Raw genomic sequence first — 12,456 nt, 5'->3', positions numbered from 1 at the left:
TTTTCTCCAGGGATTCAGTTGTTCTCGAGGATGGCGTGGCCCACAGCGGTGTTGGATGCGGGCACATGGTAGAAGCGGTGGCGCAGTGTGGGCGCAGGGCCTGTGGCTTTGCCATCGTTGATGTCGCTCATGGCGCCACGGGCGATCAGCCACATGACCAGCTCGATGCCTTCGCTGCCCGCTTCGCGCACGTAGTCAATGTGCGGTGTGGCGGCAGCCGCCACCGGGTCGTTGATCAGCTTGTCGAGCCATTGGTTGTCCCACTCGCGGTTGATCAGGCCCGCACGCGCGCCCTGCAGCTGGTGGCTCATGCCGCCTGTGCCCCAGATGTGCACGTTGAGGTCTTCGTCGAAACTCTCGACCGCCTTGCGGATGGCTTGCCCCAGGTTGAAGCAGCGCTGACCGCTGGGCACGGGGTACTGCACCACATTCACGGCGAACGGGATGACGGGGCAAGGCCACGCATCTTTGACGGGGTCTTTTTCGCCGCACATCAGCGACAGGGGCACCGTCAGGCCGTGGTCCACGTCCATCTTGTTGACGATGGTCAGGTCAAAGTCCTGCTGAATGACCGACTGTGCGATGTGACTGGCCAGCTCGGGGTGGCCTTTGACCAAGGGCACAGGGCGCGGACCCCAGCCTTCGTCGGCGGGCTTGTACTCAGCGGCGGTGCCGATGGCAAATGTCGGAATCATGTCCAGGCTGAAGGCCGTGGCGTGGTCGTTGTAGACGAGGAAGATGACGTCGGGCTTGTTGTCCTTCATCCATTGCTTGGAGAAGTCGTAGCCTGCGAACAGCGGCTTCCAGTAGTCTTCTTGCGTTTTGCCCAGGTCCATGGCCGCGCCGATGGCGGGCACATGCGAGGTGTAGACGGATGCGGTGATTTTGGCCATGTTTATGCTTTCTTTCCGGCTGCGTTGGACTGTTGCCCGGCTGCGCCTTGGGGTTGGTTCTGCGCCTGGGCATCGCCGTTTTCGCCGATGTAACGGTTGCCTTCCACGCTGCGGCCACCCTTGATCATCATGTTGCGGTATTCCTCTTCGGTCATGCCGGTCATGGAGCCTGCCATTTGCTGGAAGCTCTTGCCGTCGGTCGCGCCGATCTTGGCGAGGAAGTAAATGTTGCCGCCGGTGCGCATGCACCAGTTCAGGTCGCGGGCCAGCACGGCCTGCTTTTGCTCTTCGGTCATCTGCCACTCGTCCAGGTAAGCCCGTTCGTTGGCCTTGAAACGCTCACGGTTTTCCGCCTTCATGAGCGACATGCAAAACTGGTTGATCCAGTAGCCTTTGCGCGATTGCTCGGCATCAAAAATGATGGTGCCGGGTACGTCGGTGTAGGGTTTGTCTAATGCCATCGGATACCTTTCAAAATGTTGTCATTCCCACGAAGGCGGGAATCCATGGATCCCGGGTCAAGCCCGGGATGACAGAAAAATCACGGATGTTGTCATTCCCGCGAACGCGGGAATCCATGAATCCCGGGTCAAGTCGAGGGATGACAGAAAAATCACTTCACTTCTTCAGGCCAGTACAGGCGCATCGGGTTATCCACCAGCAGTTTCTTTTGCAGCTCGGCGGTGGGCGCGATGTGCGGGATGAAGTCCACCAGCAGGCCGTCGTCGGGCATGTGGTCTTTCAAGTTGGGGTGCGGCCAGTCGGTACCCCACAGCACGCGGTCGGGGAACTCTTCCACAATGCGCTTGGCAAACGGGATCACATCTTGGTACGCGCTCTGTTCACCGTTCAAGGCCTTAGGGCCGGTGACGGACAGACGCTCTGGGCAAGACACCTTGCTCCACACGTTTTGGTGCTCGCGCATGAACTTCTGGAACAGCGCAAATTGCGGGCCGTCCACCGGCAAGGACACATCGGGGCGGCCCATGTGGTCGACCACCACGGTGGTGGGCAGCGCTGTGAAGAAATCCCACAGCTCGAGCAGGTCCACGGCCTCAAAGTAGATGACCACGTGCCAGCCCCACTTGGCGATGCGGCCCGCGATTTCCATCAGCTCATCCTTGGGCGTGAAGTCCACCAGACGCTTGACGAAGTTGAAACGCACACCGCGCACACCAGCGTCGTGCATGGCCTGGATTTCCTGGTCGGTGACGCTACGCTTGACGGTTGCCACACCACGGGCCTTGCCATTGGAGTTGACCAAGGCATCGACCATGGCGCGGTTATCTGCACCGTGGCAAGTGGCCTGCACCACCACGTTGCGGGCAAAGCCCAAATGGTCACGCAGCGCGTACAGCTGGTGCTTGGACGCGTCGCATGGCGTGTACTTGCGCTCTGGCGCATAAGGGAACTCGGCACCGGGGCCAAACACGTGGCAGTGCGCGTCCACCGCGCCTGCGGGCACCTGAAACTTGGGTTGGCTCGGGCCGGTGTACCAGTCCAGCCAGCCAGGGGTTTTTTCAAATTGCATGGTCTTCTCTCTCTTGGGATGCTTTGGGGTCAATCGGGTTTGATGTTGGCTTCGCGCACCAGCTTGTCGTAGCGCACGCGCTCGGATCGGATCAGGTTGCTGAACATCTCGGCGCTGCCGGGCACGACCTCGCCGCCCACGGCGTTCATGCGTTCGCGCACTTCCTTGGTCTGCAGGGCTTTTTGCACTTCGGCATGCAGCTTGGCCACGATGGGTTTGGGCGTGGCCGCAGGGGTCACCAGTCCGTACCAGACCGACGCTTCAAAGCCTGGAAAGCCCGATTCGGCCATGGTCGGCACATCCGGGTAGTTGGCGCTGCGGTTGGCGCTGAGCACGCCCAGCACCTTGAGCTTGCCGCTCTTCACATGGGGTAAGACCTCCAGCGCATTGACCGCCACCAGCGGCACTTGCCCGCCAATGGTGTCGGTGATGGCGGGCGAACCGCCACGGTAAGGGATGTGCTGCAAGTCGATGCCTGCAGCACGGGCAAACAGCTCGATGGCCATGTGCGGCGTGGAGCCATTGCCTGGCGAACCATACGCAATGCTGTTGGGCTTGCCCTTGGCGGCTTCAATGAGTTGCTTGACGTTGGCAAACGGCGCATTGGCATTGGCCGCAATCACCACCGGCACGCGGCCGATCAGCGAGATGGCCACCAGATCTTTTTCAGCGTCAAAAGGCTGAGGCTGGTACAGCGACATGTTGGCCGCCAGCGCATTGGCCGCCATCATCAGGGTGTAGCCATCGGGCTCGGCGGTGATCACCGACTTGACCGCGATGTTGGTGCCCGCGCCTGGCTTGTTCTCAACGATGAAGGCTTGTCCGAGGCTGGTTTGAAGGCTTTGCCCAATGGTGCGTGCCACCACGTCCACCGCGCCACCGGCGGCATAACCCACCACAACCTTGACGGGCTTGCTGGGGTAGTTTTGGGCCAGCGCCGAGACGCAAAGGCCCAGCGTGCCGAGCCAGAGTGCGAAGTGTTGTCGAATCTGCATGTCCAGTCTCCTGCCGATTAAGAGACGAGCCCGCACACAGGGCCCGTGATGGTGACGTTCAGTCGATGTACTTCAGACCCGCAGCCGCCAAGGGCTCACGCATCTTGTACATGTCCAGGCCCAAAACGCCCGAAGCCAACTTGGCGCGTTTTTCGCCTTCGTTGGCTTCACGCGCTTGGGCGGTTTCCAGGGTCTTGGCAGCCATGGCTTGGGGCACGCAGACCACGCCGTCGTCATCGGCCACGATCACGTCGCCGGGGTTGACGATCATGCCGGCGCACACCACTGGGATGTTGACCGAGCCCACGGTGGCCTTGATCGTGCCCTTGCTGCTGATGGCTTTGCTCCACACTGGGAAACCCATCTTGGTCAGCTCTTTCACATCGCGCACACCGGCGTCGATGATCAGGGCGCGGGCACCACGGGCCATGAAGGACGTGGCCAGCAGGTCACCAAAATAACCATCGGTGCATTCGGCGGTGATGGCCGCGACCACGATGTCGCCGGGTTGAATCTGCTCTGCGGCCACATGCATCATCCAGTTGTCGCCAGGGTGCAGCAGCACGGTGACGGCGGTGCCGGACACCTGAGCGCCCGCATAGATGGGGCGCATGTAAGGCTTCATGAGGCCGACACGGCCCATGGCTTCGTGCACGGTGGCCGAGCCGAGTGCCGCCAGGCCATCGGTGGCTGCGCGGTCCGCGCGGGTGATGTTGCGGTAAACAACGCCGAGTTCGTACATGGTTTTCTCCTGATAGGGGTTGGGCTTGTAGGAGCCGCGCCCTCGCGGCGATCAATGGCCAAATCAATGGCCATCGCGACGGGGGCGTCGCTCCTACAAGAAGGTCATTGGCCTTTGGCTTTGAGCTGGTCGTCCAGACGCTTGAACACGCGGCGGGCGTTGCCTTCAAAGACCATGTAACGCTCTTGCTCGTTCAGGTTGGCCGTGGCTTGCACATAGCGCTTGGTGTCGTCGTAGTAGTGGCCGGTTTCGGGGTCGATGCCACGCACCGCGCCGATCATCTCGGACGCAAACAGGATGTTCTTGACAGGGATCACCTTGGTCAGCAGGTCGATGCCCGGCTGGTGGTACACGCAGGTGTCAAAGAAGATGTTGTTCAGCAGGTGCTCGGACAGCAAAGGCTTTTTCAGCTCTTGCGCCAGACCCCGGAAACGGCCCCAGTGGTAAGGCACCGCGCCGCCGCCGTGCGGGATCAAAAACTTCAACGTGGGGAAGTCCTTGAACAGGTCGCTGGTCAGGCACTGCATGAAGGCCGTGGTGTCGGCGTTCAGGTAGTGCGCGCCGGTGGTGTGAAAGCAGCTGTTGCAGCTGGTCGAGACGTGGATCATCGCGGGGATGTCGTACTCGACCATTTTTTCGTAAATGGGGTACCAGGCCTTGTCGGTCAAGGGAGGCGAAGTCCAGTGGCCACCCGAGGGATCGGGGTTCAGGTTGATGCCGACGTTGCCGTATTGCTCCACGCACTTGACCAGCTCAGGGATGCAAGTCGCAGGGTCCACACCCGGCGACTGGGGCAGCATGGCCGCAGGCACGAAGTTGTCGGGGAAGAGTTGCGCCACGCGGTAGCACAGCTCGTTGCAAATGGCCGCCCAGGTGGACGAGACGTTGAAGTCGCCAATGTGGTGGGCCATGAAGCTGGCGCGGGGGCTGAAGATGGTGATGTCTGAGCCGCGCTCTTTCATCTTGGCCAGCTGGTTGGTCTCGATGGTCTCGCGCAGTTCGTCGTCGCTGATTTTCAGCTCGGACACTTTGGGCATGGACGCGGGGTCCTTGATGCCGGCGATCTGGCGGTTGCGCCAATCTTCCAGCGCCTTGGGGGCGGTGGTGTAGTGACCGTGCACGTCAATGATCAAGGGCTGGGTTTGGCTCATGTCTGTTTCCTGCGTTGATGGTGTCTTGTCAGTCGGGAATTCGATTTTTGTAGGTCGGCGGCTTCAGCCCCGACAGGCATCACCGCTGCACTGCGTCGGGGCTGAAGCCGCCGACCTACAAAAAGTCTATCGATCAAAACTCAGGCCCGATTGTGCAAGCTCAAGCCCCATCCCACAGCCCCTTGGGGCATCTACCAGCTAGAACAAATTCGCATAACCAAGCCTTGGATATGACAAAATCAGGTCAACAAAAAAGGTGATGCATGGACCTCAAACAGCTCGAATACTTTGTGCGCGTGGCCGAACTGGGCAGCTTCACCCGCGCCGCACAGGCCCTGAACATTGCGCAGCCCGCGCTCAGCCGCCAAGTGCGCCTGCTCGAAGTCGAGCTGCGGCAAAACCTGCTGGTGCGCAACGGGCGCGGCGCCACCCCCACCCAGGCCGGGCAGTTGCTGCTGGAGCATGGCCGGGGCATCCTGCACCAGGTCGAGCGGGCGCGTGAAGAGCTGGGCCGGGTGCGCAGCGGCCTGTCCGGGCGCGTGGCGCTGGGCCTGCCGCCCAGCGTGGCGCGGGTGCTGACAGTGCCTTTGACCCGGGCCTTTCGCCAAAAAATGCCCGAAGCCCAGCTGTCCATCAGCGAAGGCCTGTCAAGCGCCATGCAAGAGAACCTGCAAAACGGTCGTTTGGACATTGCCGTGCTCTACAACCCCAGTCAGGTGCCGGGCATCGAGCACACGCCGCTGGTGCAAGAAGAACTGCTCTTGGTGCAACCGCGCCCACCGGGCTTGCAAGAAGATCCGCCACCGCCGCCCATCCAGCTGCAAGAAGTGGCCGCTCTGCCCTTGGTGATCCCGACTCGGCCCAACGCGATCCGCATGCATGTGGAGTCTGAAATGGCCGCCATTGGCTGCCGCCCGCAGATCGCACTGGAGATCGACGGCGTGAGCGCCATTCTGGACCTGGTGGCCGACGGCGCGGGCTATGCCATCTTGTCGCGCAACGCCGTCATGCGCTCGGTGCGGCCCTCGGCGTTTGCGGTACGGCAAGTGTCCGAACCCGCATTGCACATCCAGCTGACCACCGCCGTCAGCTCCTTACGCCCCACCACCCTCACACAGCAAGCCACCTTGGCACTGATCACCGAGGTGACGAAGGAATGGCTGTCCCCGTAGGTCGGCGGCTTCAGCCCCGACATGCATCACCGCTGCACGGTGTCGGGGCTGAAGCCGCCGACCTACAGCACTGCAACTCAAATTAAAAAGCGTGGTGCTGCAACACCAGCAGCACGCCGCTGAGGGTGAAGAAGGACACCACGGTGGTGAGCAACAATGCCGCCGCGCTGATGGCGCCGTGACCGTGGCGCTGGTTGAGGATGGTGAAGATGCCCAGCATGGGCAAAGCGCCCGACAGCAAAGCCGCTGTGCGCAAAGCCGGATCGGCCACCGGCACGACCCAGCTCAGCACCAGGAACATCGCCAGCGGGTGAACGAACAATTTGCCCAAGGTGATCTGCGTGACCGTGCCCTTGAGGCCTTCGAGCTTCAGGCCGACCAAAGACCCGCCGATCACAAACAAGGACAACACCATGCTGGCTTGGGCAAACAAATTCACCGTGCGGGCCAGCGGAGCAGCCAGCGCGAGGTCAAACCACGAAAACACCAAACCGCCCGTGATGCCCCAGATCATGGGGTTCTTGGCCAGGTTCTTCAGGGTTTGTGACACGACTTGCCTCCACTGGCCGGACGGGCCACCTTGCGCATCGGCCACGGCCAGCAAAAAGGGAATCATCAAGAGGTTTTCGACCACCATGTTGAGCGCCAGCGCCACACCCGCCACCGGACCCAGCGTCAACAACATGATGGGGTAGCCCACAAAGCCGCTGTTGGGGCACGACATGCCCATGGCCATCATGCTGCTGTAGCTCAAGGTGTGGCCCTTGACCTTGCGCGCCCAAAACAATCCGCCCAAAGCCACCACCAGCGAACCCAAGGCATAGGCCATCAAATAATGGCCATTGAGGATTTCACCGATGCGCCGCTGCGACAAGGCGTTGAAGAGCAATGCGGGCAAAGCCAGGTTCAGCGTGAACTTGCCAAACACCTGCATGTCGGCTTTGGCAAACACCCCTTGGCGGGTGAACACATAGCCCAGCGCAATGGCCAAATAGATCGGGCCGGTGATGCCCAGGATGTGGAGGGTGGAATTCATCGTTGTACTGCTTGCATGCATTCACCCATGGCGGGCGTCAGCGAGCATTGTCCCGCAATGCCACCCACCTCTTGACACGGCAGGCCACTAACAGATAGCGTGAATTGAAATATCTACCGCACCAGACCACTGCCAGCGCTGCGGCAGTGGGTGGCCCAACCGCGTCAGAGGTCCAGCACCAAGCGCACCGTCTGGCTGCGGGAGCAGCAGACCATCATGCAATCGCCTTTTTCCTGCTCGTCGGGGGTCAGGTACATGTCCCAATGATCGGGCTTGCCCGCCACCACCTTGGTCAGGCAGGTGCCGCAAATGCCTTCCGAGCAGGAAAACGGCACGTCGTGCCCAGCGGCCTGCAAGACTTTGAGGATCGACTCGTCTTTGCTGACCTTCAGCGTCTGGCCGCTTTTTTGCAGCTGCACTTCAAAGCTGCCGTCGGCAGAGATGGGGGTTTGGGTGAGATCGGTCGCGCTCATGCGTTGACTTCCTTGTTGTGTTCTTCGGCCAGCAGGCGGTCGATGATGCGGCGCGATTGCACGCCACCCGCGTCGATGTTGAGCATCAGCAGTTTGCGCTCTGGCCACTTGGTGATGTTGGCTTGCTGCAATTGAAGCATCTCCATGTCTTCGCCAAAGATGCCACCCTGGCCCGTGCGGATCTTGTCGGTCAGCTCGGTGTCGTGTGGCTTGAACTGGCGCGCCATGCCCCAGTGGTACCAGTGCGAGGTTTCGGTCTCGGGCGTGATGAAGTCCACCACCACGCTGTAGGCCTTGTGCTCGGGCGCGGCGTCAAAGCCACCCTTGCCCGCCAGCGCCACGCCCACGTCGATCATGACGTGGCTGGGCGGCGAAAAGCGGCAGATCTGCCAGCGGTCCACCTTGGCCTGCGGGTCCAGGCCGTTGGCGCTCATGGCCATTTGCCAGAACGGCGGCGCCTGGATGCCGTCCATGAAACGCTGGGTGATCACCTTGTCGCCATCCACCTTGGTTTCGCAAGGGGTCTCGTCGATCTCGGGCTGGCCGATGCTGGTCGAGTGCACATAGGTCTCGTGCGTCAGGTCCATCAGGTTGTCGATCATCAGGCGGTAGTCGGCTTTGACGTGGTACAGCCCACCACCATAAGCCCAGGCCGGGTTGTCAAAGAATTCAAACACCGGCATCTGCGCCTCGTCGACCTTGGCCTGGTCGCCGGGCCAGACCCAGACAAAGCCATAGCGCTCGACCACGGCAAACGCCTTGACGGCCGGAAAGCCGCGCACGCGCTGACCGGGCATGTGCACGGTTTTGCCTTCACAGCCCATCTCCAGGCCGTGGTAGCCGCAGACCAGCTTGCCATTGCAGACCTTGCCCAACGACAAGGGTGCGCCACGGTGCGGGCAGAAGTCTTCCACTGCCGCGACCTTGCCGTCCGGGCCTTTGAAAAACGCCATTTGCTCGTTGCAAATCGTGCGGCCCAGCGGCTTGTCGCCCAGGGCATTTAGTTCGGCCAGCGAGCAGGCCACGTACCAAGTGTTTTTGATGAACATGTTGTCCTCTCTCTCCAAATCAAAGCTTGCGGGCCACGCCCAACAGGCTGTCCAGCAATTCGGGGTTGTGGCGCAGCGTCTGGGCATCGCTGGCGTGGACCACATTGCCGTGGTCCAGCACCACCGCGCGGTGGCTGATCTTCAAAATCGCTTGCGGGTGCTGCTCCACGATGATGGCCGACAGGCCCTCTTCGCGGGTGACGCGGGCAATGGCGTGCAGCAACTCTTCCACAATGATGGGGGCCAGACCTTCGAGTGGTTCGTCCAGCAAGAGCAAACGCGGGTTGAGCACCAGCGCCCGACCCACGGCCAGCATCTGCTGCTCGCCGCCCGACAACTGTGTGCCCAAGTTGGTCTTGCGCTCGGCCAGACGCGGGAACATCTCGTACACCCGCTCGGGCGTCCAGGGGCGGCTGGTGTGACCTGCACGTCCGGACCGCGCCACGGCGGTCAGGTTTTCGTGCACGGTGAGCGATTTGAAAATATTGCGCTCTTGCGGCACCCAGCCAATGCCGACCGCTGCCCGCTCGTGCGAGGGCAAGCTGTGCAGCGGCTGACCACCCAAAAAGATCTGCCCGCCGTGCTGGCGCGTGGCACCGGCCAAGGTGTCCATGAGCGTGGTTTTGCCCGTGCCGTTGCGGCCCAACAGCGCCAGGGTTTCGCCCTCACCCAGCGAAAAGCTGATGTCGTTCAGCACCACGGCTTCGCCGTAACCAGCACTCAGGTTTTCAAGCTTCAACAATTCAGCCATGGGCCACCTCCTCGCCATGCCCCAGGTACACCGCCTTGACCTGCGGGTCGGCCGCAATCGCTTCGGGTGTGCCTTCGGTCAGCACCGCGCCGTTGACCAGCACCGTGATGCGGTCGGCAAATTCAAACACCAGGTCCATGTCGTGCTCGATCAGCAAGATGGACACTTCGGCGGGCAGCGCCGCCACGGTTTGCAAAAGTTCTTCGCGCTCGCCCGCAGGCACACCGGCCACCGGCTCGTCCAGCAGCAGCACCTTGGGCTCGCAAGCCAGCGCAATCGCCATCTCCAGCAAACGGCGTTTGCCATAGGCCAAATGCTCAGTGCGCTGGTGCATCACTTCGGTCAGGCGGAACAACTCCAGCAAGGCTTCGCAGCGCTCGACCACGGCTTGGTCTTGCCCCAGCACCGACCACCAGCGCCCGCCCAGGCCGCGCTGCTGCGAGACCACCATGGCCAGCGTCTGCAATGGCGTCATGCTGGCAAACAGCTGGTTGATCTGGAAAGTGCGCACCAGGCCCCGGCGCACCCGCTGGTGCGGCGCAAGCTGGCTGATGTCTTCGCCCAGCAGTTCAATGCGACCCGATGTGGGTGGCAAGACGCCTGTGAACAAATTGATGAGCGTGGTCTTGCCCGCGCCATTGGGGCCGATCAGCGCATGGCGTGCGCCCAAGCGCAATTCAAGGTTCACGTTGTCGGTGGCGGTGATGCCGCCGAATTGTTTGACGAGGCCCTGGGCCTTCAGCACAACGGGTGCATTCATGACAGCTTGGTTCATTGCGCACCGCCTTTCTCATCCGCAGCGCGGCCAAACCACAGCCAAGGCCGAATCAAACGCTCGCGCCCGACCATGACCAGCACCACCAAAAACAAACCAATCCAGAACGTCCAGTACTGCGGCGTGATGCCCGAGATCACGTCGTGCATCAGCTTGAACACCACCGCACCGACCACCCCGCCATAAAGCCAGCCCACGCCGCCGATGACCAGCATCAACATCACGTCGGCCGAACGCTCCAGAGCAAACACGTCGAGCGAGGCAAAGCCAGTGGTTTGCGCCATCAAGGCGCCTGCGGCCCCGGCCAAAGCTGCCGCCACGGTGTAGACCACCGCCAGACGGTTGTGCACCGGAATGCCAATCGCCATGGCACGCAGCGGGTTGTCGCGCACCGCCATGAGCGTGGCGCCCCAGGGCGAATGCACCCAGCGCCGCGCCAGCACAAACAGGATCAGCAGCACGGTGAGCGAATACCAGGCGGCCGTCTGCCCATACAGATCAAACTCAAAACGGCCCAGCACCGGCCCCATCATCACGCCCTGCAGGCCGTCCGAGCCGCCCGTGAGCCAGTCCAGCTTGTTGGCCAGCTCCATCAAAATCAGCGCCATGCCCAGCGTGACCATCAGGCGCGTCAGGTCGGTGCCGCGCAAGATGGTGAGCGAACAGGCCGCGCCCAACAGCGTGGCACAACCCATGCCAAACAGCAGGCCCACCAGCGGGTCGGGCATCACATGCTTGGCAAACAAAGCCGAGGCGTAAGCGCCCAAGCCCAAAAACGCCGCATGGCCCAGCGACACGATGCCGGTGTAACCCAGCACCAAGTCGAGCGACACGGCAAACAAGGCGACGATGGCCACCTCGTTGACGATGAGGGCATGACCCGGAAATGCGAAAGGCATGGCAAAGGCCACCAGCCAGACCAAGGGCTCCCAGCCGCGCATGCGTGCAGCGGACAAAAGTTGAGTACGGGCATCCCTGTGTGCGTTCAAAAGTGTCTTCATGTCAACGGCCCCCCTTGCGCACAAACAGCCCTTGCGGACGCCAGATCAAAATCGCGATCATCAGCGAATACACGATGAAGGAACCGAGCTTGGGCATGTAGTACTTGCCCGCCACATCGGCAATGCCCAAGAGCAGCGCCGCCCACAGCGGCCCGGTGATCGACGAGGTGCCGCCCACGGCGACCACGATCAAAAAGTACACCATGAACTTGAGCGGAAAGGTTGGGTCCAAGCCCAACACTTCAGCGCCCAGCGCCCCGCCCAAACCGGCCAAGCCCGAGCCCATGGCAAAAGTTGCGGCAAAAATCAGGTTCACGCGGATGCCCAAGCCAGCGGCCACACGCGCATCGTCCACACTGGCGCGCAAGCGGCTGCCAAAGCGGGTTTTGGCCAGCACATACTGCAGGCCCACCGTGAGCGCCGCACACACGGCGATGATGAACAGGCGGTAGTGGCCCATGCCCAGCGCCCCATCCAACAGCTCAGTGCGGCCCCGCAACCATTCGGGCAACTGCATGATCTGCTGCTGCGAGCCCATGAAGTAATCGACGCTCGACACCGACATGAAGGCCAGGCCAATCGAAAACAGCACCTGATCCAGGTGCGGCTTCTTGTACATGTGGCGGTACAGCGTGTGCTCCATCACCGCGCCCAGCAAGGCCGTGGCGGCAAAGGCCAAAGGCAGGCACACGAGAAATGGCACCTGAAAGCGCTGCATCAGCACCACCGTCAAATAGCCCCCGGCCATGGCAAACGCGCCGTGCGCCAGGTTGATGAAATTCATCAAGCCCATGGTCACGGACAGGCCCACAGCCAGTATGAAAAGCAGCATGCCGTAGGCGATGCCGTCGAAGAGGATGGTCAACATGGTTCGCTGGCAGGGGTTC

At 61.7% G+C, this 12,456-nt stretch carries 14 protein-coding genes; 1 reads left to right on the top strand and 13 read right to left on the bottom strand.

Features of this window, described 5'->3' with window-relative positions:
- Positions 1-14: 14 nt before the first annotated feature.
- The 6 genes from Q1W40_RS00270 to Q1W40_RS00245 form a co-directional block, all read right to left on the bottom strand.
- Complete coding sequence (locus Q1W40_RS00270) at positions 15-893, bottom strand: class III extradiol dioxygenase subunit beta (RefSeq protein WP_300707660.1); 879 nt, start codon at positions 891-893, stop codon at positions 15-17.
- A gap of 2 nt (positions 894-895) precedes the next feature.
- Positions 896-1,354: a protocatechuate 4,5-dioxygenase subunit alpha gene (gene ligA / locus Q1W40_RS00265; RefSeq protein ID WP_300707658.1), complete on the bottom strand. Its 459-nt coding sequence runs from the start codon at positions 1,352-1,354 to the stop codon at positions 896-898.
- A gap of 152 nt (positions 1,355-1,506) precedes the next feature.
- Positions 1,507-2,424, bottom strand: coding sequence for an amidohydrolase family protein (locus tag Q1W40_RS00260; RefSeq protein ID WP_300707656.1), 918 nt, complete (start codon positions 2,422-2,424; stop codon positions 1,507-1,509).
- Positions 2,425-2,453: 29 nt separating this feature from the next.
- Positions 2,454-3,419, bottom strand: coding sequence for a tripartite tricarboxylate transporter substrate binding protein (locus tag Q1W40_RS00255; RefSeq protein ID WP_300707654.1), 966 nt, complete (start codon positions 3,417-3,419; stop codon positions 2,454-2,456).
- 58 nt (positions 3,420-3,477) lie between these two features.
- Positions 3,478-4,161, bottom strand: coding sequence for a 4-carboxy-4-hydroxy-2-oxoadipate aldolase/oxaloacetate decarboxylase (ligK, locus tag Q1W40_RS00250; protein ID WP_300707652.1), 684 nt, complete (start codon positions 4,159-4,161; stop codon positions 3,478-3,480).
- A gap of 104 nt (positions 4,162-4,265) precedes the next feature.
- Complete coding sequence (locus Q1W40_RS00245) at positions 4,266-5,294, bottom strand: amidohydrolase family protein (protein WP_300707745.1); 1,029 nt, start codon at positions 5,292-5,294, stop codon at positions 4,266-4,268.
- Positions 5,295-5,575: 281 nt separating this feature from the next.
- On the opposite strand from Q1W40_RS00245, the gene Q1W40_RS00240 reads away from it, so the two are divergent.
- Positions 5,576-6,484 (top strand): LysR substrate-binding domain-containing protein, encoded by a 909-nt coding sequence (locus tag Q1W40_RS00240; RefSeq protein WP_300707650.1) that lies wholly within the window; start codon positions 5,576-5,578, stop codon positions 6,482-6,484.
- A gap of 82 nt (positions 6,485-6,566) precedes the next feature.
- Here Q1W40_RS00240 and Q1W40_RS00235 read toward each other — a convergent pair whose 3' ends face one another.
- From Q1W40_RS00235 to Q1W40_RS00205, 7 genes are all read right to left on the bottom strand, one after another.
- Complete coding sequence (locus Q1W40_RS00235; RefSeq protein WP_300707648.1) at positions 6,567-7,520, bottom strand: AEC family transporter; 954 nt, start codon at positions 7,518-7,520, stop codon at positions 6,567-6,569.
- A 164-nt stretch (positions 7,521-7,684) separates the two neighbouring features.
- Entirely contained in the window at positions 7,685-7,993 is a 309-nt protein-coding gene (locus Q1W40_RS00230; RefSeq protein WP_300707646.1) for a 2Fe-2S iron-sulfur cluster binding domain-containing protein, read from the bottom strand.
- A complete protein-coding gene (locus Q1W40_RS00225) occupies positions 7,990-9,042 on the bottom strand; it encodes an aromatic ring-hydroxylating dioxygenase subunit alpha (protein ID WP_300707644.1) in 1,053 nt (350 codons plus the stop codon). The genes Q1W40_RS00230 and Q1W40_RS00225 overlap by 4 nt, the downstream gene beginning before the upstream one ends.
- Before the next feature lie 19 nt (positions 9,043-9,061).
- Positions 9,062-9,793, bottom strand: coding sequence for an ABC transporter ATP-binding protein (locus Q1W40_RS00220; protein WP_300707642.1), 732 nt, complete (start codon positions 9,791-9,793; stop codon positions 9,062-9,064).
- On the bottom strand, positions 9,786-10,553 hold the full coding sequence (locus Q1W40_RS00215) for an ABC transporter ATP-binding protein (RefSeq protein ID WP_300707640.1): 768 nt from the start codon (positions 10,551-10,553) through the stop codon (positions 9,786-9,788). The genes Q1W40_RS00220 and Q1W40_RS00215 overlap by 8 nt, the downstream gene beginning before the upstream one ends.
- Before the next feature lie 11 nt (positions 10,554-10,564).
- Positions 10,565-11,509 (bottom strand): branched-chain amino acid ABC transporter permease, encoded by a 945-nt coding sequence (locus Q1W40_RS00210; protein ID WP_300707743.1) that lies wholly within the window; start codon positions 11,507-11,509, stop codon positions 10,565-10,567.
- 61 nt (positions 11,510-11,570) lie between these two features.
- Positions 11,571-12,437, bottom strand: a complete 867-nt coding sequence (locus Q1W40_RS00205; protein ID WP_300707638.1) for a branched-chain amino acid ABC transporter permease — start codon at positions 12,435-12,437, stop codon at positions 11,571-11,573.
- Positions 12,438-12,456: the final 19 nt, after the last annotated feature.

Origin of the sequence: Limnohabitans sp., from assembly GCF_030158565.1 — a bacterium.
Classification (GTDB): Bacteria; Pseudomonadota; Gammaproteobacteria; order Burkholderiales; family Burkholderiaceae_C; genus Limnohabitans_A.
Note: the sequence above shows the minus strand (reverse complement) of the source record. Positions and strands in the feature narration are given on the sequence as shown.